The sequence below is a fragment of the Wenzhouxiangella sp. XN201 genome (genome assembly GCF_011008905.1).
Taxonomy (GTDB): Bacteria; Pseudomonadota; Gammaproteobacteria; order Xanthomonadales; family Wenzhouxiangellaceae; genus Wenzhouxiangella.
The window spans coordinates 813,732-835,498 of record NZ_JAAIVI010000017.1 but is presented as its reverse complement, the minus strand read 5'-3'; the positions used below and the strand labels follow the sequence as shown (position 1 = coordinate 835,498).

Sequence of the window (21,767 nt, the reverse complement as noted above, 5' to 3'; positions counted from 1 at the left end):
AATCGGTGCGGCCCCCGATGAACGCCACCACTCTCTCCCTCAAGCTGCTGACCCGCCAGTGGCGCTCCAGCGCCCTGGTGATGCTGTTTGCCGGGCTGGTCGTGGCCACCGCGGCGCTTTCGGCGGTGAGCCTGTTTACCGACCGGGTCGGGCGGGCGCTGGAGCGCCAGGCCGGGGAAGTGCTGGCCGCCGACCTGGTCGTGACCGGGCGCGAGCGATTGCCGGAGGCGTACCACCAGAAAGCCGCCGAACTGGGCCTGGAAACGGCCGAAATCGCGCTGCTGTCGACCATCCTGTTCGTCGGCGAGGAAAGCCACCTGGTCGATCTCAAGGCGGTGACCGACGGCTATCCCCTGCGCGGACAGCTCAAGATTGCCGAACACCTCGGCGGTGACGAAGTGATCCTGACGACCGGCCCCGAACCGGGCTTGGGCTGGATGGCCGCCCGCGGGCTGCGTCTGTTCGAGACCGACACCGGTGCAGAAACCGAGATCGGCCGCCGCCCGATCACCATCGACCGGGTTCTGACCTGGGAACCCGACCGCGGCGGCAGCCGTTTCATGCTGGCCCCGCGACTGATCGTCCACATGGATGACTTGCTGGAGAGCGAATTGATCGGGCCCGGCTCGCGCGTTCGCTGGCGCCTGTTGGTGGCCGGCAGCGAACCGGCGGTCGCCGCGTTCCGGAACTGGGTCGAGCCCCGGCTCGAACAACGGCAGGAGATCGAAACCACAGCCGAGGCCGAGGCCGAAACCGGCCAGGCCCTGACCCAGGCACGCCGCTTCCTGGGCGTGGCCGCCCTGACCGCCGTGATTCTCGCCGGTGTGGCCGTGCTGCTCGCCGCACTGCGCTTTTCACGCACACAGCGCGACCTGGTCGCCCTGCTCAAGGCTTTCGGCGCCGAAAGCGGGTCGATTCTGCGCGCGCTCACCCTGATGCTGCTGTGGCTTGCGCTGGCGGGCATCGTCGTTGGCGGACTGCTCGGCCTGGGTGCCCAGGCCGTGATTGCCACGATCCTGGCCGACGGCCCGGCCGGCCCCTTGCCCGCGGTGCGCGCCCTGCCGCTGCTCGGCAGCGCCGCCTTCACCCTGCTACTGGCCGCCGGCTTTGCCCTGCCCCCGCTGATCGGCCTGCGCGCGGTCGCGCCGATACGTATTCTCAATCGCTCGCTCGATTCGCGGCCGGGACTTTCCGGCTGGCCCTGGCTGCTGCCCGTGGCCGGAGCACTGGCCATCCCGGTGCTGCAACTGGGAGAATTCCGGCTCGCGCTGATCGTGCTGGGCGGCTCGGCAGCCCTGGCCGCCCTGCTGGCCCTGTCAGCCTGGCTGGCGATGCTGGCCACGCAGTGGCTCGCCCGCCGCACGCGGGCCGGATGGCGGTTCGGCCTGGCCGGACTGCATCGGCGTCGCGGCCAGGGCATCGTCCAGATCACCGCGCTGGGCCTGGGCCTGATGGCGCTGCTGCTGTTGATGATCGTGCGCAGCGAACTACTCGAGCAGTGGCGCAGCAGTCTGCCGCCCGACACCGCCGATCACTTCGTGGTCAATATTCAGCCCGACCAGCGAGATGCCGTCGAGGCTGCCCTGGCCGGGGCCGGTGCCAGCAACCTGCAACTGCGACCGATGGCCACGGTCAACCTGGTCGAGGTCAACGGCGAGCCGCCGCCGGATCATCGCTGGGCCGGACAGGTGAATGTCTCCTGGATCGACCACCTGCCGCCGGCCAATCGCGTCACCGAAGGCGAGTTCTTCAAAGCGGATTCCGAAGGCGAAATCTCCCTGGCACAACGCTGGTCGGAACGCACCGGCATCGGCCTGGGCGACAGCATGACTTTCGAGGCCGGCGCCCGCCGCATCGAGGCCACCGTGACCAGCATGCGTGAGGTCGAGTGGGAGTCGTTCAACGTCAACTTTTTCATTCTGCTGACACCGAGTGCCGGCGAGGTGCTGCCCCACCAGTTCATTGCCAGTTTTCGCTGGCCCGAGACGGCCGGTTCCTTGCGCGACATCCAGCAGGCCTGGCCCAACGTGTCGATCATCGACATCGGCGCCCTGCTCGACCGCGTGAGCGAAATCATCGATCGCGTGACCACGGCCGCCCAGGTGGTGTTCTTCTTTACCCTGCTGGCTGGCCTGGTGGTGCTGCTGGCTGCACTCGAAGCGACCCGCGACGAACGCCGCCAGGAAGCCGCATTGATCCGGGCCCTGGGCGCCGATAACGCCATGGTCCGGCGCGGACTGCTGATCGAGTACGGGGTGATGGCCATCATTGCGGCCGTGCTGGCCACCGGGGGTGCTGCGCTGACCGGCTGGCTGCTGGCGAGCGAGCTGTTCGAGTTTGCCTACCGCCCCTCGGCGAGCCTGCTCGGCACCGGCCTGGCGGCAGCTGTCGTGATCGTCATGGGCAGCGGCTGGCTGGGCAACCGCAGTGTGCTCGGGGTGTCACCCATGCGCATCCTGCGCGCCGGGGGTTGACGAAGCGATCAGCGCTGCCGCCGCACGTCCTGGTTGATGGTGTATATGGTGAAAAACCTGTTCTCGCCCTCGTCTTCCTGCCGCCGGCCGGGCCGGGACTCGCTGGTCAGGCCCATATATTTGAGATCATGGCCGGGGCCGGCGCGGTAAACGAGTAGCGCCTTGTTCGAAACCGAGAGCGGCTGCTCGCTGACCAGCACCAGCTGTTCGCCGTTGTTGCCCGAGTCGGCCACCGTCACCTTGATGAAGCGGCTGCCGGACTGGTTCATGTCCGCAACCGCGCCCTGGTAGTAGGTGGTCTGACCGCGGCGCTCGAGGCCCAGGGTGCTCGACAGGGACGAGACCAGCTCGTCGGCCCGCTTGAGCGTCTCCTCGTCGAAAAACTCGTAGATGTCGTCGTCACGTTCACGGCGTGGCATGGCAACCTCCGCTCTTCGAGCTGGCGACCCGATCATTCAATCGAGCCTGATTGGTGAAATATATCGCACATTTGCCCGAAACGAAAACCGATTAGCGGCGCAGGACAACCGTACGGCGGACACCGCTGCCGACTCAGGTTGAGCGTTTTCGCGCCCACCAGGCCAGGCGCCTGGCGATTTCACGCTCGAATCCGCGCTCCGGCGGCCGATAGAACGGCTGCCGCTCGAGACCTTCGGGAAAGTAATTCTGCCCGGAAAACCCGGCCTCGGTATCGTGATCGTAGACATAGTCGCGCCCGTAACCCAGCTCCTTCATCAGGCCGGTGGGCGCATTGAGAATATGGGCCGGGGGCATGAGGGAACCGGTCTCCTTCGCCGAGCGCCATGCTGCGCCGGCCGCCTTGTAAGTCGCATTGGACTTGGGTGCCGTCGCCAGGTAGAGGGTGGCCTGGACAATGGCCAGCTCGCCCTCGGGTGAACCCAGCACCTCGTAGGCCTCGCGCGCAGCCAGTGCCTGGACCAGTGCCTGGGGATCGGCCAGGCCGACATCCTCGGAGGCGAATCGAATCAGCCGGCGCGCAATATAGAGCGGGTCCTCTCCCCCGACCAGCATGCGCGCCAGCCAGTAGAGCGCGGCATCGGCATCTGATCCGCGCAGGGATTTGTGCAGGGCCGAGATCAGGTTGTAGTGTTCCTCGCGATCCTTGTCATAGGCCGGTGCACGGCGTTGTACCAGGCCCATCAGGCGCTCGCTGTCGATCATCTCGGCATCGCCGGCCAGGTCATCGATCGCCTCGGCCATGTTGAGCAGGTAGCGGCCGTCGCCATCGGCCATGGCCAGCAGCATCTCGCGTGCTGCCTCGTCGACCGGCAAGGTTCGACCCAGTTGCGCCTCGGCCCGCGCCAGCAGCCGATCGAGCGCCTGATGGTCGAGGCGTTTCAGCACCATCACCTGCATGCGTGAAAGCAGCGCCCCGTTGAGCTCGAAACTCGGGTTCTCGGTGGTCGCGCCCACCAGCGTGATCGTGCCGTCCTCGACATGCGGCAGGAAGCTGTCCTGTTGGGCCCGGTTGAAACGATGGATCTCGTCGACGAACAACAGCGTGCCCTGACCATTGCGGCGGCGGATCCTGGCAGCCTCGAAGATCTGCTTGAGATCGCCCACGCCGGAGAAGATGGCCGAAATCTGCACGAAGTGCAGATCACCGACCTGCGCCAATAGGCGAGCCAGCGTGGTCTTGCCGGTACCCGGCGGCCCCCAGAACACCAGCGATACGACGCGGCCCGAGTCGATCATGCGCTTGAGCGGCCCTGCCTCGCCGAGCAGGTGGTCCTGTCCGACCACTTCGTCGAAGTGCTGTGGACGCAGCCGATCCGCCAGCGGGCCGGATGGCGCAGCTCGCTCTTCTTCGGTTGCAAACAGGTCGCTCATGCCCGCCATTTTACGCGTCCGCAATGGATACCGACGGCGCCTCTGACGGCCGTTGCTATACTCCGGTCCACAGCACAATACGAGGGGAGGAGCCAGCATGCGCGGTATTCAGGATCAACTGGCGCATCGGGCGAAGCAGACGCCTGACCAGCGTTACCTGTCACAGCCCATCGAACGCGAGTGGCACACCTGGACCTGGGCCGAGGCCTTCGACGAGGCGCGCCGCATGGCCGCCGCGCTGGAGCGGCTGGGGCTGGAACCGGGTGACCGGGTCGGCCTGATCTCGCGCAACTGCGCCCACTGGGTGCTGGCCGACATGGCCATCATTCTCGCCGGGCTGGTCAGCGTGCCGGTCTACCCCACGGCCAAGGCCGACACCATCCGCCAGATTCTCGAGCACAGCGGCTGCCGTGCCTGTTTTGTCGGCAAGATCGACCAGGCGGCCGAACGCCTTGCCGGTGTGCCGGCAGGCGTGACAACCATCGCCATGCCCTATCCCGACACCGGGGGCGACCGGTCCTGGGACGAGCTGATCGAGCAGCCCGCCGGAGACTTCCAGCCCCGCAAGCGCGGCGAAGAGGATCTGGCCACCCTGCTCTACACCTCCGGCAGCACGGGTACGCCAAAGGGCGCCGTGCACAGCTTCTCGAACTTCGCCTTCGTCGGGCGCACCCTGCCGACCGCTCTGGGCGTGGAGCCGGGCGACCGTGTGTTCTCCTACCTGCCGCTTTCGCACTGCACCGAACGCGCCTACGTCGAGGCAGCGAGCTTCTACGCCGAGACCTCACTGTATTTCGCCGAGTCCATTGACACCTTCGCCGAAGACCTGTGCCACGCCCGGCCTACGTTGTTCGGGTCCGTGCCTCGCCTGTGGAAGCGTTTTCAGCTCGGCGTGCTCGAAAAACTACCTCCGGAAAAGCTCGATCGACTGCTGCGTATTCCGCTCGTATCAACGCTGATCAAGCGCAAGATCAAAAAACGGCTGGGCATCGACCAGGTGCGCTGGTTCGCCAGTGGCAGTGCGCCGATGGCCGTCTCACTGCTGGAATGGTGGGACCGCGTCGGCGTGACCATTCGCGAAGGCTGGGGCATGACCGAGACTTTCGCCTACGGTACACAGATCGGGCTCGACATCGAGCCGCGCTTCGGCACCATCAGTCGCGCCCTGCCCGAAGCCGAACTGAAGGTCAGCGACGAGCAGGAACTGCTGATTCGCTGCCCCTGCCTGATGGACGGCTATTACAAGGCCGACGAGCTCACCACCGAAAGCATGACCGAAGACGGCTTCTTTCGCACCGGGGACCGCGCCTTTATCGAGAACGGCTGGGTGACCATTACCGGGCGGGTCAAGGAGTTGTTCAAGACGGCCAAGGGGAAATACATCGCGCCGGTGCCGATCGAAAGCCTGCTCGCGCGCAATTCCTGGATCGAGATGGCCTGCGTTCTCGGCAGCGGCATGACGCAACCCGTTGCGCTCGTACAGCTGGCCGATCATGCGCCCGATGACCGGGCGCAGTTGACCCGGCAGCTCGAATCCGACCTCGGCCGGCTGAACCGCGATCTGGAACCACACGAGCGTCTTGCCAGCCTGATCGTGGTCAGCGAAACCTGGGAGGTCGATAACGGCCTGCTCACGCCCACGCTCAAGATCAAGCGCGACGTGATCGAGGCTAAGTACAACGACCTGGTCGCCCGCGCGGGTGACGCGGGTAACCAAGTCCATTTCGAGGATTAAGGGCTTCAGCCGCCGAACTGAAACCCGTTTCCATGACCCGCATTCTGCTCCTGTCCGCCTACCGCTCCGACAGCCACGCCGCCTGGGCAGACTGGCTGCAGAATCATGTCGAGGGCATCGAGTGGACGGTGCGCGAACTGCCGGGCCGACACTTCGCCTGGCGCATCCGCGGCAACCCCTTGAGCTGGCTCGACGATATTCCCGCCCAGGCACCGGATCGCGTGCTGGCCACTTCGATGGTCGACCTGGCCACCCTGCGCGGTATTCATCCACAGCTGGCCGCGGTGCCGACGATTTACTACTTTCACGAAAACCAGCTGGCCTACCCGGTCAGCCACAACCAGGTCAGGAGCATCGAGCACGCCATCGTGCAGATCTACGGCGCCCTGGCGGCTGACGAGTTGTTGTTCAATTCCGACTACAACCGGCAGACCTTCCTGGAAGGTGCCGACCGGTTCGCTGACCAGATGCCCGATCGCGCACCTCGCGACCTCGGCGACAGGCTGGCACCGAAATGCCGCGTCCTGCCGGTGCCGATCGAACCCGTGCCGGCGGCCGAAAACCGCGATCGGCGACTGATTGTATGGAATCACCGCTGGGAGTATGACAAGCGACCCGAGTTGTTTGCCGAGGCTGTGTGCCGCCTGGCCGAAGAGGGGGTCGATTTCCGCCTTGCCCTGCTGGGCAAACGCCCGCGCAAAACACCGACTGCCCTGTCACGCCTCCGGCAAAATCTGGGCGAGCGCATCATTGCCGACGGCCTGCTGCCGCGAGCGGACTATCGCACCCTGCTCGGCGGTGCCGGTATCGTGGTCAGTACCGCCGTTCACGAGTTCCAGGGGCTGTCCATGCTCGAAGCCGTCAGCGCCGGCGCGATCCCGGTCGTGCCGGATGCGCTGTGTTATCCGGAGCAGTACCCCGAGCCCTTTCGCTACCCGGCCGATGACGTCGAAGGACTTGTCTCCAGGTTGCGCGACGTTCTGGCCGACACACGGATCGACGCGCCCGACGTGAGTCGCTGGACGAGTCGAAAGCTCACGCAAGGCTGGCGCAACGTGCTGATTGCATGATCCGGATCAATCCGGATCGTCCGACGATGCCCGGGACTCCTCAATCAGGTCGACATAGGCCACTTCAACCAGGTCCGCTTCGGCAATGTGCAGTCGCTCCATCAGGAACCGCGCCTCGGACTCGCCAATAGCGGAAGACTCCCTGTCGGAAAGCACGACTTCGAGCTCCAGAAAGTCGCCCAGGCCCTCGACATGGTCAAGGTGAATCCGCGTTCGGCCCGCGAGGTAGAGCTTGCGTTGCTTGCAAACCCGTCCGGTGACGCCAAGTGCATCCGTCAGCACAGCGCGCAGGCCCTCGGGGTCTTCGGTCGGCGTGATGCGATATTCGGACTGGCCCGGCCCGGCCTGGTCAGCTCGACGGTAGAAGATCAGCTCGCCGTTGCCGTTGCCGAAATCGCGCAACTTGAGACGGCCGTCCCGGCAGCCGAAGAAGGTATCGTCCTGCTCGATGGTCCAGGGGCCTTCCTCGGCCACGCTTGCAGCACGCCTGGCCGTCGCATCCGGATCGCCTACGCGGGCCTTGATTTCGATATTTCTTGCCATGGTGGTCAACGCCCTTTCTGCGGACCTGAATCCTCGATCAACTCGCGATGCACTCGCACGGCCGTATTGCGCGGCCGGATCGGCCGGTTATCGGCTTCCAGGCGCGAGCGGCAAATGGAAGCACCGAACAGCAGGATCAGCGAGGAGTAGTTAACCCAGAGCAACAGCAGTACGAGCGATCCGGCCGCACCATAGGCCGACGCCACCGCCGTGTTCGCCAGGTACCAGGCGATCAGGGACCGTCCGAGCGTGAACAGCAAGGCCGTGACGAAGGCACCGGCCAGCACCTCGGACCAGCGCAGCGCGACATCCGGCAGGATTCGGAAGATCGCCGCGAACAGCATCGTCACCACGGCCAGGGACAGCAGGATCTCGATACCGATCATGGTCCATCCCGGCACCGGCAGCCACTGTTCGGCATGGGTCATCACGGCGCGAACCAGGACACTGAGCAGCAGCGAGACGAGCAGGACGAAGCCGATCGCCAGCACGATGGTCAGCGAGAGAACGCGCGTCTTGATAAACAGCCAGATGCTGTTGCGCGACGGCCGCGGCGCCACATCCCAGATCTGATTGAGCGATTTCTGCATCTGGGCGAAGACCGTCGTTGCACCCACCGCCGTGGCCGCGATACCCGCCACGGTCGGCCACAATCCGCCGCTCTCGATCTGGGAATTCTCGATGGCCGTCTCGACCACGCCCGTGGCCTGGGCGCCAAGTACGGCCTCGATCTGGCTCATCAGTTCGATGCGTGCGGTTTCCTCCCCCAGAAACAGCCCGACTACGGCGACGATCACGATCATCACCGGCGCGATCGAAAAGACTGTAAAGAAGGCCAGGGCCGCGGCATAGATAAAGGCTTGGCTATCGAGCCAGTTTTTGCCGGCGGCTTTGAGAATGGCACCCCAACGGCGCAGGAAGCCGACTGCGCTTGCTAATCGATTCGACGTCATTGCGTGATGATACCGGACGGGTGCAGAATGCCGAAAACGATAGAAGAGGGAACCGCCATGATCGATACACCCGCCTCTCGGCCGCCGGTACATTTCTGGATCGTCGCCGTGATTGCCGTACTGTGGAATGCCGTCGGCGCCTTCGATTACGTCGCAACGCAGCTACGTCTTGAATCCTACATGTCTGCCTTTACCGAAGAGCAGCTGGCCTTCTTCTACGGCATCCCCACTTGGGCCGTGGCCTGTTGGGCCATCGCCATCTGGTCGGCCGTGCTCGGATCGCTGTCCATGCTGCTTCGCCTGCGCTGGGCCCTGCACTTGTTCGTGATTTCGCTGGTCGCCATGGTGATCACGTCATTCCAGAACTTCGTCCTGTCCAATGGCGCCGAGATCATGGGCACCGGCGGCTTGATTTTCTCGGGCGTAATCGCGTTGGTCAGCATTTTCCTGGTCTTTTATAACCGCGCGATGTTGCGCCGCGGCGTGCTCCGCTAATCCGCCACTAGCTCATCGACTTACAGACCGAGGTCGGCTTCGCGTAGAGGCTGGCCGGCCCGGGCCGGATCGGGATCGATTCGACGGTCCTCACCGAGCGCCTGGCGGCCATCGAGAACCGCGCCGATATGGTCGAGCGCATGCCAGCCATAGGGCAGCAGCGGCACGTAACGCCCGGCCACGCCAGGTGCGGCCAGCAGTACGTCGAAGTGCTGAGCGTCGGCCACTTCCCAATAGGCCAGGCGCGCCCCGTTCTCACGCGAGAGCTCGACGTAGGGGCGTGAGCTCAGCGCCACGGGAACGAGCCCGTCGTCACGGCCGTGGATCACCACCACCGGAATGTCGGGCAGTTCCGCGGTGGCACGCGTCGCCTCGATGCCCTGGTCGAGACGCTCGGCTTCAGCCTCTTCGCCCATGCGCAGCTCATGCAGGCACAGCAGCCCGGGCAGCGTGCTGTCCTGGCCTTCGGCCATGGCATCGTCGAGCACGATGCCCTCTCCCGGACCGATCCCCGAGTGCGTGGCCCACCAGGACTGGCGCTGTGCGGTACTGGCATCAGCGGCAGAATAGCGATAGCCACAAGGCATGTCGAAAGCACCGCGTCGCAGGTACGCCGAGGCATAACTGGCAGCAATAGTGCGCCATAAATCCAGCGCCACATTGACCGCCGACTGTTCCAGGGCGGGTGCATCGAAGCCGGCCTCGACCAGCCGGTCCCGCGCTGCGGACGCTTCGGGCGCATCGAGCAGTCCGGCCTGCACCAGAGACTCGCAGCGAACTTCACCCAGGGCGGCGAGCATCGGATTGCCCAGCGGCATGTCGGCAACGGCTTCGGGATCGGCCAGCAGGCAAGGCTGGTAGAGCGCCCCTGCAAGCGCGGCATCGAACAGCGGGGTCGCCTCCGGCGCCGTGATGTTGGGCGCCACGGCCACGACCGCGTCGAGCAGGCCCTGATCATCGAGCTCGGCCGCGCGCAGTACCGCACCACCGCCATTGGACAGGCCAGCGGCAATGATCCGGGTGTTGTCCGGATTGATCTGCTCGGTCAGCTCCATCGACAGGATTTGCAGGCCCAACTTGGCCGCCCGCAGAACGTGATGGCCCCAGTCGGCTTCCGGGTTGTCACCGGAGTGAACGTGAGGCAAGGCAATGACTTCAGAACCCGCATCGGATTCCGGCGCGGCCTCGGGCCGAAACGCCAGCGCGCCCTCATCAGCATGCACACGGCGGCCGTCCAGGCCGGTACCGCTGCTGTCGGAATAGTCGAAAAAATCGGTACCGGCCCCCTTGTCGGTATAGGCCACGGCACAACCGGCCGGCAGGGCCCAGGGTCCGGCGAACGCGATCGCGCCGTAGACGCCGCGCGAACCCGATGCCGGCGCCACCACCAGGCAAGGCTTTTCGGTGTCGAAGTCATCCGGAAGCTGCACCAGGATGCGGATGGGATGCGTGGCATCCTCGACCTTTACCAGAGCCTGAAACTCGCGCCCCGGGATCGTCGGAAGGTCATCGAGCAGGCCGCCCACACCACCGGCAGGTGTCAGCGAATAGATACCGTTCCAGGCCTTGTAGATGGCCAGGCGGCGCAACTCGGCAGCGTCAGGGGCGTCCGGATCGGCCGGCCGGGGTGCTTCGGAGGTCAGGCCGTCCAAACCCAGACCAGCGCTCAGCAGATCATCGCCTTCGCGGTGCTCAGTGCTACGGATGGTGAGATCGAGTCCGCTGCGCGAGGTCTCTTCGGAGCCCCTGTCGGCGGGCTGGCAGGCGACCAGGAGGCTTGCGATCGCAAGGCTGAACAGGGATCTTGCAGACATCATCGAAACTTCACCCGGTATCCTGATTGGGGATTCACTTTAGCAGCGCGTGTGGATTCGCGGGCAATGGACTTTGGTACAGCTTCGCGCTTGACCGGTGTTTGCTAGGCTTTGCCAGAACCAAGCCGGACAGGTTTGTCAGGAGAATCAATCCGAGCATGAACGATCGAGTGCAGCGTATTCTGATCACCGGTGCCGGCAGCGGCATCGGCGCCGGCATTGCCACCGAACTGGCCGCCGCCGGTCACCACATTCTCGTCACGGACCTGAACGCCGAATCGGTCGATGCCGTGGTCGAAGGAATCGTGAATGCCGGCGGCAGCGCGGAAGGTCATGCCCTGGACGTAAGCCGTGATAGCGATGTCGAGCGGCTGGCGTCGGGACTCGATCGCCCGGTCGACGTACTGGTCAACAATGCCGGCCTCCAGCACGTAGCCCGGCTGGAGGATTTCCCGATGGACAAGTGGGATCAGCTGGTCCAGGTCATGCTCACCGGCACCGCCCGGCTCACCCGCGCCCTGCTGCCGGGTATGCGTCAACAAGGCTACGGGAGAATCATCAACATCGGCTCGATTCACTCCCTGGTCGCCAGCCCGTACAAGAGCGCCTACGTCGCCGCCAAGCACGGCCTGACCGGTTTTTCCAAGGTGCTCGCGCTGGAAACGGCCGATACCGACATCACCGTCAACACCATCTGCCCGACCTACGTCAAAACGCCACTGGTCGAGAAACAGATTGCCGACCAGGCGAAAACCCACGGCATCTCGGAAGACCGGGTGGTTGACGAGATCATGCTCAAGCCGATGCCCAAGGGCGTGTTCATTTCCTTCGAGGAACTGGCCGGTATCTGCGCCTTCCTTCTGACGCCGCCGGCCCGCAATATTACCGGCCAGTGCATCGTTGTCGACGGCGGCTGGACTGTACAGTAGTCTCCTGTCCATGGCCACGCGCGTCCTGATTGCCGACGATCACCCGCTGTTCAGAACCGCCCTGGTTCAGGCCTTGAGCGCCTGCATGGACGATGTCGACATCCTCGAGGCGCGCGATCTGCCCGAAACCACGGCCCTGCTTGAGACGCACGAGGCCATCGACCTGGTCTTGCTCGACCTGCACATGCCGGGCAGTCACGGTCTGGCCGGCCTGGCCGCAATTCGCTGCAATCATCCAGCCGTGGCCGTGGTGGTGGTTTCGGCCAACGAAGATCCACGCGTCATCCGGCGCGTGATCGATCACGGCGCGGCCGGCTTCATTCCCAAAAGCTCAGGCCTGAACGAGATGACCGCCGCCCTCGATGCCGTGCTCGACTGTCGCGAATGGGTGCCGCCGCACCTCGAGCGCGCGGTGGCCGACCTCGATTCCAACGACGAAGACCTGCTGCTGGCCGAGCGCATCGCCGGCCTCACCCCGCAGCAGTTCCGTGTGCTTTCGCTGGTTGCCGACGGCTGGCTCAACAAGCAGATTGCCGACGAGCTCGGCATCCAGGAACGTACCGTCAAGGCGCATATGAGCGAAATCCTCCACAAGCTCGAAGTGCGTAACCGAACCCAGGCCGGCGTTGCCCTCAGACGCCTGGAACTGGTCGATCCGGCCAGCCGCCTGGCCGGAAACGACTGAAAACCTCCTGCCCCCCTGAGTCGGACCGTACCTGGCTCACGAATTGCCTCGGTGAGCTTGCAATCACCCGGTCATATGTGACATTTTTGTGAAGAGAGGGGGATGACTGCCATTCACAGAAGCATCAGGGAGACCGTAATCCATGAAGCAATATCAGCCTAGACTCACCGCGTTTGCGGTGGCTTTCGCAACGGCGCTTCCGGCGATGATCGCCGGCAACGCGCACGCCCAGGAAGAACCGGAATCGACCGACCTCGATCGGGTGCAGGTCACCGGTACGCGCATCAGGCGCGATGACCTGGAAGGTCCCGCACCGGTCGCCGTGATCGACCGCGAGGCCATCGAGAGAACCGGCCATACGCGGCTAAGCGATCTGTTGCAGGAGTTTTCGGCTTCCGGCTCGGCGCTCAATACAGCCTTCAACGCGCCGGATCAGGGCGGGGACGGCGGTGAACGCGTCTCCCTCCGAAACCTCGGGCCGGAGCGAACCCTGGTCATGGTCAACGGCCGTCGTTGGGTCAAGGCAACCACCCAGGCCGGGGTGGCCAATGCCGCGGACCTGAGTACGATCCCGACGGCCGCGATCGAGCGTATCGAGATCCTCACCGGCGGCGCCTCCTCGGTCTACGGCTCGGATGCCATCGCCGGCGTCATCAATGTCATCACGCGCAAGAATTTCACCGGCACTTCGGCCAGTGCGCAGTACGGCCAGACCAGCGAAAGCGACGGCGAGGAAGAGGCCTACAGCTTCACCATCGGCCGCGGCGATGACAACAGCAACCTGCTGCTGAACCTCAGCTACACCAAGCAGAAGGAAATCATGGCGGCCGACCGCAAGATTTCGCGAGTGCCACAGTTCGGTGCAGACACCTTCGGTGGCGCCATCAGCCGCGGCTCGTCCGCCACCCCCGAAGGTCGTTTTGTTTTCACCAATCCGGAAACGGGCGAAACCGTTGATCTCACGCGCGACCCGGGGACCGGCATGCCAAGCCTGGGCGATTTTCGAACCTTTGACGGCACTGCGGACCGTTTCAACTTCGCCCCGGACAACTACCTGCAGATTCCGCTCGAGCAGACCTCGGCCTATATCCAGGCCACACACGAGTTCTCGCCGGAAGTCCGCTTCTTCACCGAGGCCTTCTACAATCGCCGCGAATCAACCCAGCTGCAGGCGCCGGTGCCAATCTTTATGGGTTCGGCCGGGATCCTGCCCCTGGACGTGGGCGTATCGGCCGACAACCCCTACAACCCCTTCGGTTTCGACCTCGACGCACGCGATAACCTGATCCTGATTGGCCGACGCTTCGTCGAAGCCGGCACGCGCAACTACAACGGCAAGGTCGATACCTGGCGCTGGACCGGCGGATTTGAAGGCAACTTCGAGATCGCTGACCGGCTATTCGACTGGGATGTGTCCTACACCTTCTCGCGCTCGGAGCGCAATGCCAACATCGAGAACCTGCTCAACCACGACCGCCTGGCGCGGGCGCTGGGACCGATCGACCAGTGCACCGGATCCTGCGTGCCGTTCAATATCTTCGGCGGCCAGCAGGGCACCGGCAACGCTCCCGGCAGCGGCGGGTCGATCACCCCCGAGATGGTCGACTACGTGACCTACACGGCGCTGGAACAGAACGAGCAGAAGATGGCCAATTGGCTGGCCAACATCGGCGGCGAGTTGTTCGACCTGCCCGCCGGGCCGCTGGCCTTTGCCGCCGGCTTCGAAAAACGCCGTGAGTTCGCGGCCGACACCCCGGATCCGCTGGCCCAGGCTGGTTCCGGCGCATCCAGCGTCAGCGGCGGCCAGCGCGCGCCGACTTCCGGCCGCCTCAACCTCGAGGCCTGGTATGCCGAGGTCAACGTTCCGCTGCTGGCCGACGTGCCGGGCGCGGATCTGCTCGAGCTCGACGCCTCCGTGCGCGCATCCGACTTCGAGCAGTTCGGCACCGAAACCACCAGCCGCCTCGGGGTGCGCTGGCGCCCCTATCAGGACATGCTGGTCCGGGCGAGCTATGCCGAAGGCTTCCGGGCCCCGGGCGTGCAGGAACTGTTCGGTGGACAGGGCGTGGCCGATCCCGAGCTGGCCGATCCCTGCTCGAACTTCCTCGACACCGGTGTTTCCCAGGAAGTGATCGACAATTGCATCAGCCAGGGCGTACCGGCCGACGGCAGCTACGAGCAGATCAACACGCAGATCCGGATCACCACCGGCGGCAACCCCGACCTCGAGCCCGAAACCTCCGAGTCGTTCACCGTCGGTACCGTGTGGACGCCGGAAGCCGTTCCAGGCCTGAACGTGGCGATCGACTACTACAACATCGAGCTGGATAACTCCATATCCTCGATCGGCGCCCAGAGCATTCTCGATGCCTGCGCCTTCTCGTTGCGGCTGTGCAACCTGGTCGAGCGTTCGTCCTCGGGCGAGGTCTCAAGCCTGCTCGACACCCAGGTCAATATCGGCGGCACGGAAACGGCCGGCGTGGACTGGTCCATCGACTACCGCTTCGGCGAACAGTCCTGGGGCAATCTGCGCACGATCTGGCGCGGTACCTATACGTCGAAGTTCGAAGAGTCGGTGCCCGATTTCTCCGATCCCGACGCTCCGGAGGAAGTCCGCGACCTGCTCGGAACGATGCTGCCCGGCCAGCCTGATCGCAGTTTCCCGAAGTGGCGCAGCAACCTCGACCTGATCTGGGGCCTGGGTGACTGGGAAGCGGTCTGGAATGTCCAGTACATCCACAGTTACACCGAAGGCTGCAACGATGGTCTGTCGCCCAGCTTCGTAGAACTGGGGCTGTGCTCCAACCCCGACCCGGTCAATCCGACCAACAAACTGGATTCGGTGGTCTACAACGACTTCCAGCTGTCCTACTTCTTTGACGACTGGGACTTCGCGGACAGCAAGTTCACCATCGGTGTGGACAACGTCTTCGATGAGGATCCGCCGGTTTCGATGTCGGCCTTTGCCAACAGCTTCGATGCCAGTCAGCATCGGATTCCCGGGCAGTTCTACTATGCCCGCGTCAACTTCGATTTCTGACACGCACGATCAGTTGGAGGCGCGTGGCCCGCGAGCGACTCGCTCGCGGGCCTTTTCCATTGAGTTACCGGTATGACCCAGAAAAGCCCGCTCAACGTCACGCCCGCATTCGCCGCACCCCTGGTGGAAACGCGACATCCCGATCCGGAGCCGCTCAATCGTGCCCTGAAGATCCTGTTTCTGGAACGTGAAGGCCCGGAGATCGAGCCCGATCCGCCGACCCCCACGCTCAAGCACAATGTCTTCGAGTCGGAGTTCAGCCTCTTCGCCTGGCCGGATGAATGCGTCCAGGCGTTGAAACGCTTCGTGGTCGGCAGCGTCGTGCGTGTGGTTCAGGAGCTCAACGGGTACAGCGAGGATCAGATGCGGCGGCTGCGTGTATCCAATCACAGCTGGTTTCACATCACACGAAGCGGCGGCTATGCCTCGGTCCACAACCACCCCATGGCGGCCTGGTCAAGCGTCTACTGCGTCACGTCCGGCGATGACGAGGGCGCCCTGAACCCCGACAACGGTGTGCTGCGCTTCCTCGATGCACGGCCGGCAGCGAGCATGTATCTCGACCCCGGCAACATGCACCTGCGCCGACCCTACGGGCACGGCTCGATCAACTATCGGCTGGAGCCGGGCCAGCTGATCGTGTTTCCGTCGCATTTGATGCACGAGGTGGCGCCCTATTACGGCAGCAGCGAACGGATTACCGTGGCCTCGAATTTCTGGTTTCAGTCGGCATGAGACACTGCGTGTCGAAAAGCACAGGGCGGCCTTGACGAGCGACACGGATGAACGAGCACAACCCTGACCCCGCAGACAGCTTCCACCCTGCCGATCGCCAACGCCTGGAGCATCTCTATCAGGAACTCCGGCGCATCGCCCGGCGTGAACGCCAGCTCATACCTTCGGCCACGCTCAACACCACCGCACTGGTGCACGAAGCCTGGCTGCGACTGGCGGCCGGAGACAGCGACTTTCGCGATCGGCGGCATTTCCTGGGCGTGGCTGCGGTGGCCATGCGACGCATGGTCGTCGACTACGCGCGCTATCGGCTGGCTCGCAAGCGCGGCGGCGACGCCGTGCGGGTGGAACTCGGCGAGGATGATGCAGCAACCGTGACCGACATCGGACGGATCATCGACATCGACGAGGCCATGAACGAACTCGACGGTCTGGATCCGCGCCTGTGTCGTCTGGTCGAGTTGCGCTTCTTCACCGGCCTGTCCAACGAGGACGCCGCGGATGTGCTCAGCATATCGGCGCGAACCGCCGCGCGCGACTGGAAGCGAGCAAAAGCCCTCCTGGCATCCAGCCTGGAGAGCGATTAAGGAACGCTTTCACGAGGGCCAGGCCGGACACGTCCCGAGTCGGATCAGAGTTCCGGCAGGATGCGCCAGAAGGCATCAACGCAGGCAGCGCCGAGGTGCTTGCAACGATCCGGCGACCAGCCGATGGCCGGCATGGGTGAGTCGGCATTGTCCTTGAACGGCATTTCGAGCGTCATCGCCAGGCAGTCAAAGGTCTCGGCCATCCAGTCGGTGTTCTTCTTGAGGTCCGAACTGTTGGGAGAATCGAGCTCGTATCCATGCTCGATCTGGAAATCGGGGCTGATCCCGGCCAGCAGGTGCTTGAAGGTGTCGAGTTGGTGCTGCTTGCGCTCGTTCCACGACGGCGTCCCCTCGGCGCCGGCGATGAAGTTGTACGGCAGGGCTTCGTCGCCGTGGACATCGAAGGCCAGGTCCACCCCCGTGGCTTCCATTCTTTCGCGGGTGTAGTAAACCTCGGGCGAGTCTTCCCGCGAAGGATCGGCCCATTCACGATTGAGATTGCGCCCGCGGGCATTGCAGCGCAGGTGACCGCGCACCGCACCGTCCAGGCACATGCAGGGCACCAGGTAGATCACCGCCTGTTCCAGTAAATGGACCGAAACCGGGTCTTCGCGATCGAGCAGGCGCTCGAGAAAGCCCTCCACCCACCACTCGGCCATGGTCTCGCCGGGATGCTGGCGCGCAATGACCCAGATCTGCTTGCGCCCTGTATCGGGCTCGCCGATGCGCAGCAGGGTATGCGGCCGGCCGTCGGGTGTGCTGCACAACACCTCGGCGCGCACCCGCTCGTCGACCAGCGCCGAGACGATCAACTGATCGTGCTCGTACTGCGGATACGGCGCGAAATAGGCGTAGTAGATGCTGTCACTCGACGGTTTGTGGCGGATGGTCAGGTGCTTGCCGTCAAACTCGGTGGGTACGCGAAACCAGTGCAGCCGATCGGTACTTGCGACTGCCTGATAGTTGTCGAAACCGTCGACATAGGACACATCCCCGGCATTCTCGATGGTCATCGTGCAATGGACATCGCGCGCGCCAGAGAGCTGGTAATAGAACCACTGCATGTGTTCCCCGCCGGCGTCAGGTCGAATCTTGAGGCGAATGCCGTCGGGACTGTCGGCCTCGAGCACCTCGATGTTGCCGCTGTCGAAACTGGAGTGGATGTACATGGCTGGGCTCGGTTTAGGGGTCAGGCAAAGTCTATCGCAGGCGTCAATCGGTGTTGCATTCCGTTCCCTGAATTCTGACTCCTGGCCCCGCCTCCGTCCAGCCGAAGATCACTTCGACGACGCGGGCGAACTCACCGTCCAGGGGCGCCGCCAGTTCGAGCCTGTGGCCTTCCTGCGGGTGATCCAGTTCGAGCCGGCTGGCATGCAGCAGCATGCGATGACAATGCAGGTGTTGGCGAAACAGCCGGTTGTGGCGGCCGTCGCCGTAGGTGGTGTCGCCGATCAGATGATGTGAGATGTGCTTGCAGTGGCGCCTGATCTGGTGGCGCCGGCCGGTCTCGGGCGTGGCCTCGATCAGCGAATAGCGTGCGGTCTCGAAACCGCCGACCGGAAGCGGCAGCTCGCAGTGGGCCAGACGCCGATAGCGGGTGCGGGCCTCGCGCCGCTCGGCCTTGTCATGGCGGGCCAGCGGATGATCGATCTCGCCGCGCTCGTCGGTCCAGCCACGCACCACGGCCAGGTAGCGCTTGTCGACGCGTCGGTCCATGAAGGCCTGACCGAGCCGCCCGGCGGCTTCCGGGTCGAGCGCGAACAACAGCACGCCGGAAGTGGCCCGGTCCAGCCTGTGCACCGGCCAGACTCGCTGTCCAAGCTGGTCGCGCAGCTTCTGCAACACAAACTCGCGGTCGGTGCCAATATTGCTTCGATGCACCATGATTCCCGGCGGCTTGCCGATGGCGCACAGCCAGCGATCCTGGAAAAGGATCCGAAATGCCATGGGCGGCTTCTCCTGATGGGCCACTAGTTCCCTGGAATGACTTTCGACGCGGACTGGGGCAGTATACGTTGGCTACGACATACCTTCGCTGCGTCGCCGGAGTGTATCCATGCATATCGACAGTGCCATTTGGAATCGCATACGCGAACACTTCGACCGCCTGGTCGACCTGCCGCAAGATCGGCATGAGGCCTGTCTCGAGCGCCTCGAGCTCTCTGACGACGAACGCAACGTTCTTCGCCACCTGCTCGCCACCGAAGCACGGGACAGCCTGCTGGATCATTCCGCTCCGGACCTGCTGGCGCTGGGCGAAGAGCGCCGGGAGGCACCAGCCCGGCATGACTGGCAAGGCAGCGAGCTCGGCCCCTGGCGCGTCGAGGAACTGGTCTCGCGCGGCGGCATGGGCGCCGTTTATGCCGGCTACCGCAACGATGGCCGCTTCGACAAGAAGGTCGCCATCAAACTGCTCGATACCGCCGGGCTCGACTCCGACGAGCATTACCGTCTGGCCGAAGAAGTCCGCATCCTGGCACGCCTTCAGCACCCGGGCATTGCCCACCTGTTCGACAGCGGTGTAACCGAGGACGGTTATACCTGGCTGGTCATGGAGTTTGTCGACGGCCAACCGCTGGACCACTATTGCAGCGAGCACGATGTCGGTCTCGAGCAGCGCATTGGTCTGCTCTGCCAGGTGGCCGACGCCCTCGACTATGCCCATCGGCGCCAGATCGTGCACTGTGATGTCAAGCCGGCCAATATCCTGGTCACGGCCTCCGGCCGGGTGCAGCTGGTGGATTTCGGCATTGCCCGCATGGTGCGCGATCGCGCCGCCGGCGAGTCCGACCGGCGCGTCTACTGTTCACCCGGATTCGCCGCTCCCGAACGGCTGAGGGGCGAAGCAGCCACCACCATGCAGGACATCTACGCCCTCGGTGCCCTGCTCTACCTGCTGATCACCGGACAGCGCGTGACCTGTTCCGGAAAGCAATACGGGCCGGAGGCGCAGATCGAACCGATGCCACCCTCAGGTTTGCGCAATGCGACCTTTCGTATCGATCGCGACCTTGATGCCATCTGTCTACGCGCACTGGCCGCCAATCCCGAACTGCGCTACCGCTCGGCGGAATCCTTGCGCGAGGATCTCGGCAACTGGATAGCCCATCGGCCGGTACGCGCGCGCAATGGCGGGCGCGCCTATCGAATCGGACGCTTCGTGCGCCGCAACACGCTCGCCACCGTGCTGGCTCTTGGCCTGATCGGCGTGTTGCTCGCGGGCCTTCTCACCGCCCAGTGGCAGGCCGACGAAGCCATGCGCGAGGCCCGGCAGAAGACCGCTGCACTGGAGTACCTGCAGGAAGTACTGCACACCCTGGTGCCCGATGCACCCGACGCGGTGGCGGAGCCGCGTACGCGCGTTCTTCTGCGCGCCGCCGAACAGGCACCCGCAGCGCTGGGCGATGAACCGCTGGTCCTCGCCCGGGTATCGGAAACCATGGCCGGCCTGCTGGCGCAGATCGGCGAATACCAGGCGGCCCAGGACACCCAGGAACGGGCTGCCGACCTGTACCTGGAAACGCTCGGCCCCGAACATCCCGACACAGTGCTGGCCCGGACTGAACAGATGCGGCTGTACGCATCGCAGGGGGGCGCTTCCGACCCTGTCGTCGAGCAGGCCCTCCGAAAGGCGGTCGCAGTGACGCGTGACCGACCCGCCTACCGGCGCCGCCATGCAATGTCACTGAGACACCTGGCCACCCACCTCGGCAGTATCGGACAAACCGAGGAGGCACTCGAGGTCATCGGCCAGGCACTGGCCACACTGACGCCGGAGGATCCTTTACAGGAACGCGTCGAGAGCAACCTGCTGGCCGCCGAGTTGCATATCACGTCGGGAGCCCACGAAGAAGTGTTGCGACTGAGCCAGGCGCACGAAGCCAGGGTTCGCGAAACCCTGGGCAGCGAACACCGGCTCTACCTCGCCTTGCTCGGGGTTCAGGGTGAAGCCCTGCGCTATGCCGGCCGGCTGGACGAGGCACAAGACCGCCTCGCCACCGCCATCGACGGGCTCAGGAAACTCTATCCGGAAGGCAACGAGCGCTTGCTGGACCTGCTCGGCGGGCTGAGTATCGTCTACTACAAACTCGGCGAGCACGACCGCGCGGCCGACATCGCGAGTGAACACCTCGAGCTCTCGCGCCGCCTGCTGGGAACGCAAAGCCACCAGACGGCCCTGGCCCTCTCGAACACGGCCAACATCGAGTTTGCACGCGGGCGCTACTCCGCCGCACTCGATCTGCAGCGCGAATCCGCCAAAGTCTTTGCCGAACTCTACGGCGACGATCATGCGGCGGTGGCGCTGACCCAGGGCAACGTGGCCGAAGCCCTGCACCACATGGGCCGATATGAACAGGCCCTGGCCCTGCGCACGGAAGTCACGGCCCGGATCGGCGAGGTGTTCGGGGAGGACTCGCCGCGGTACATGCACCAGCTTCGGGCCCTGGCCCGCACCCAACTGGCACTGGGGCAAGTCGAAGTCGCCGCCGAGACGCTCGAATATCTACTCTCGCTATCCGGAGACGACGACGCACCGTCGGCCGAAGAAAAGCGCTTGAGCAGGGCCTGGCTGGCCGAAGTGCGGCGGCAGCAGGGCCGTCTTGAAGAGTCCCGAAGGCTGATGTCGGAGGCTCGCCAAAACCTGACCGAAGCGGAGGCGGGACCGGCCGTTGAGGAACAACTGCTGCGCCTGGAAGCCCGGCTGGCCTGCGCCCTCTCCGACCTCGAAGGCTGCGAACGGGCGGTCGGATCGGCCGACGTGCTCTACGCCCGGCGCCTGCCCACCGACAACGTCATCCGCACCGAGCTGCGAAAACTGCTCGAGACGGCACGCAACCGTTCCGGCACCGGCTGAT

Annotated in this window: 17 protein-coding genes; 10 read left to right on the top strand and 7 right to left on the bottom strand. The window is 64.6% G+C overall.

The genetic code is table 11. The features are described from left to right. The first annotated feature begins 17 nt into the window (after positions 1 to 17). Positions 18 to 2,474, top strand: coding sequence for an FtsX-like permease family protein (locus G4Y73_RS04190; RefSeq protein WP_164229746.1), 2,457 nt, complete (start codon positions 18 to 20; stop codon positions 2,472 to 2,474). 8 nt (positions 2,475 to 2,482) lie between these two features. On the opposite strand, the gene G4Y73_RS04185 is transcribed toward G4Y73_RS04190, so the two are convergent. Further along, complete coding sequence (locus G4Y73_RS04185) at positions 2,483 to 2,893, bottom strand: hypothetical protein (RefSeq protein ID WP_164229744.1); 411 nt, start codon at positions 2,891 to 2,893, stop codon at positions 2,483 to 2,485. Between the two features lie 133 nt (positions 2,894 to 3,026). Further along, the gene (locus G4Y73_RS04180; protein WP_164229742.1) at positions 3,027 to 4,325 is read right to left on the bottom strand and encodes a replication-associated recombination protein A; all 1,299 of its coding nucleotides are present in this window, start codon (positions 4,323 to 4,325) and stop codon (positions 3,027 to 3,029) included. Between the two features lie 97 nt (positions 4,326 to 4,422). On the opposite strand from G4Y73_RS04180, the gene G4Y73_RS04175 reads away from it, so the two are divergent. Beyond that, on the top strand, positions 4,423 to 6,060 hold the full coding sequence (locus G4Y73_RS04175) for an AMP-binding protein (protein ID WP_164229740.1): 1,638 nt from the start codon (positions 4,423 to 4,425) through the stop codon (positions 6,058 to 6,060). A 32-nt stretch (positions 6,061 to 6,092) separates the two neighbouring features. Next, positions 6,093 to 7,130: a DUF3524 domain-containing protein gene (locus G4Y73_RS04170; RefSeq protein ID WP_164229738.1), complete on the top strand. Its 1,038-nt coding sequence runs from the start codon at positions 6,093 to 6,095 to the stop codon at positions 7,128 to 7,130. Positions 7,131 to 7,136: 6 nt separating this feature from the next. Here G4Y73_RS04170 and G4Y73_RS04165 read toward each other — a convergent pair whose 3' ends face one another. Further along, on the bottom strand, positions 7,137 to 7,673 hold the full coding sequence (locus G4Y73_RS04165; protein ID WP_164229736.1) for a class IV adenylate cyclase: 537 nt from the start codon (positions 7,671 to 7,673) through the stop codon (positions 7,137 to 7,139). Positions 7,674 to 7,678: 5 nt separating this feature from the next. Continuing rightward, complete coding sequence (locus G4Y73_RS04160; RefSeq protein WP_164229734.1) at positions 7,679 to 8,626, bottom strand: YihY/virulence factor BrkB family protein; 948 nt, start codon at positions 8,624 to 8,626, stop codon at positions 7,679 to 7,681. Positions 8,627 to 8,683: 57 nt separating this feature from the next. On the opposite strand from G4Y73_RS04160, the gene G4Y73_RS04155 reads away from it, so the two are divergent. Next, entirely contained in the window at positions 8,684 to 9,121 is a 438-nt protein-coding gene (locus G4Y73_RS04155) for a hypothetical protein (RefSeq protein ID WP_164229732.1), read from the top strand. Positions 9,122 to 9,141: 20 nt separating this feature from the next. On the opposite strand, the gene G4Y73_RS04150 is transcribed toward G4Y73_RS04155, so the two are convergent. Continuing rightward, the gene (locus G4Y73_RS04150; RefSeq protein ID WP_164229730.1) at positions 9,142 to 10,938 is read right to left on the bottom strand and encodes a 3-hydroxybutyrate oligomer hydrolase family protein; all 1,797 of its coding nucleotides are present in this window, start codon (positions 10,936 to 10,938) and stop codon (positions 9,142 to 9,144) included. Positions 10,939 to 11,093: 155 nt separating this feature from the next. On the opposite strand from G4Y73_RS04150, the gene G4Y73_RS04145 reads away from it, so the two are divergent. The 5 genes from G4Y73_RS04145 (at position 11,094) to G4Y73_RS04125 (ending at position 16,911) form a co-directional block, all read left to right on the top strand. Then, complete coding sequence (locus tag G4Y73_RS04145) at positions 11,094 to 11,864, top strand: 3-hydroxybutyrate dehydrogenase (protein WP_205596471.1); 771 nt, start codon at positions 11,094 to 11,096, stop codon at positions 11,862 to 11,864. Positions 11,865 to 11,874: 10 nt separating this feature from the next. Further along, positions 11,875 to 12,549, top strand: a complete 675-nt coding sequence (locus tag G4Y73_RS04140) for a response regulator transcription factor (RefSeq protein WP_164229728.1) — start codon at positions 11,875 to 11,877, stop codon at positions 12,547 to 12,549. A gap of 142 nt (positions 12,550 to 12,691) precedes the next feature. After that, on the top strand, positions 12,692 to 15,589 hold the full coding sequence (locus tag G4Y73_RS04135) for a TonB-dependent receptor (RefSeq protein WP_164229726.1): 2,898 nt from the start codon (positions 12,692 to 12,694) through the stop codon (positions 15,587 to 15,589). Positions 15,590 to 15,661: 72 nt separating this feature from the next. Next, a complete protein-coding gene (locus G4Y73_RS04130) occupies positions 15,662 to 16,324 on the top strand; it encodes a putative 2OG-Fe(II) oxygenase (RefSeq protein ID WP_164229724.1) in 663 nt (220 codons plus the stop codon). A 47-nt stretch (positions 16,325 to 16,371) separates the two neighbouring features. After that, the gene (locus G4Y73_RS04125; RefSeq protein ID WP_164229722.1) at positions 16,372 to 16,911 is read left to right on the top strand and encodes an ECF-type sigma factor; all 540 of its coding nucleotides are present in this window, start codon (positions 16,372 to 16,374) and stop codon (positions 16,909 to 16,911) included. A gap of 44 nt (positions 16,912 to 16,955) precedes the next feature. Here G4Y73_RS04125 and G4Y73_RS04120 read toward each other — a convergent pair whose 3' ends face one another. Beyond that, on the bottom strand, positions 16,956 to 18,080 hold the full coding sequence (locus tag G4Y73_RS04120) for a M14-type cytosolic carboxypeptidase (RefSeq protein WP_164229720.1): 1,125 nt from the start codon (positions 18,078 to 18,080) through the stop codon (positions 16,956 to 16,958). A gap of 43 nt (positions 18,081 to 18,123) precedes the next feature. Next, complete coding sequence (locus G4Y73_RS04115) at positions 18,124 to 18,858, bottom strand: pseudouridine synthase (RefSeq protein WP_164229718.1); 735 nt, start codon at positions 18,856 to 18,858, stop codon at positions 18,124 to 18,126. Between the two features lie 109 nt (positions 18,859 to 18,967). Here G4Y73_RS04115 and G4Y73_RS04110 point away from each other — a divergent pair, with 109 nt between their 5' ends. Beyond that, positions 18,968 to 21,766 (top strand): tetratricopeptide repeat protein, encoded by a 2,799-nt coding sequence (locus G4Y73_RS04110; protein WP_164229716.1) that lies wholly within the window; start codon positions 18,968 to 18,970, stop codon positions 21,764 to 21,766. The last annotated feature ends 1 nt before the right edge of the window (position 21,767 follow it).

Bases quoted from the DNA above. Each gene is read 5' to 3' on its own strand.
- G4Y73_RS04190 (WP_164229746.1), top strand. From the start codon at position 18: ATGAACGCCACCACTCTCTCCCTCAAGCTGCTGACCCGCCAGTGGCGC.
- G4Y73_RS04185 (WP_164229744.1), bottom strand. From the start codon at position 2,893: ATGCCACGCCGTGAACGTGACGACGACATCTACGAGTTTTTCGACGAG.
- G4Y73_RS04180 (WP_164229742.1), bottom strand. From the start codon at position 4,325: ATGAGCGACCTGTTTGCAACCGAAGAAGAGCGAGCTGCGCCATCCGGC.
- G4Y73_RS04175 (WP_164229740.1), top strand. From the start codon at position 4,423: ATGCGCGGTATTCAGGATCAACTGGCGCATCGGGCGAAGCAGACGCCT.
- G4Y73_RS04170 (WP_164229738.1), top strand. From the start codon at position 6,093: ATGACCCGCATTCTGCTCCTGTCCGCCTACCGCTCCGACAGCCACGCC.
- G4Y73_RS04165 (WP_164229736.1), bottom strand. From the start codon at position 7,673: ATGGCAAGAAATATCGAAATCAAGGCCCGCGTAGGCGATCCGGATGCG.
- G4Y73_RS04160 (WP_164229734.1), bottom strand. From the start codon at position 8,626: ATGACGTCGAATCGATTAGCAAGCGCAGTCGGCTTCCTGCGCCGTTGG.
- G4Y73_RS04155 (WP_164229732.1), top strand. From the start codon at position 8,684: ATGATCGATACACCCGCCTCTCGGCCGCCGGTACATTTCTGGATCGTC.
- G4Y73_RS04150 (WP_164229730.1), bottom strand. From the start codon at position 10,938: ATGATGTCTGCAAGATCCCTGTTCAGCCTTGCGATCGCAAGCCTCCTG.
- G4Y73_RS04145 (WP_205596471.1), top strand. From the start codon at position 11,094: ATGAACGATCGAGTGCAGCGTATTCTGATCACCGGTGCCGGCAGCGGC.
- G4Y73_RS04140 (WP_164229728.1), top strand. From the start codon at position 11,875: ATGGCCACGCGCGTCCTGATTGCCGACGATCACCCGCTGTTCAGAACC.
- G4Y73_RS04135 (WP_164229726.1), top strand. From the start codon at position 12,692: ATGAAGCAATATCAGCCTAGACTCACCGCGTTTGCGGTGGCTTTCGCA.
- G4Y73_RS04130 (WP_164229724.1), top strand. From the start codon at position 15,662: ATGACCCAGAAAAGCCCGCTCAACGTCACGCCCGCATTCGCCGCACCC.
- G4Y73_RS04125 (WP_164229722.1), top strand. From the start codon at position 16,372: ATGAACGAGCACAACCCTGACCCCGCAGACAGCTTCCACCCTGCCGAT.
- G4Y73_RS04120 (WP_164229720.1), bottom strand. From the start codon at position 18,080: ATGTACATCCACTCCAGTTTCGACAGCGGCAACATCGAGGTGCTCGAG.
- G4Y73_RS04115 (WP_164229718.1), bottom strand. From the start codon at position 18,858: ATGGCATTTCGGATCCTTTTCCAGGATCGCTGGCTGTGCGCCATCGGC.
- G4Y73_RS04110 (WP_164229716.1), top strand. From the start codon at position 18,968: ATGCATATCGACAGTGCCATTTGGAATCGCATACGCGAACACTTCGAC.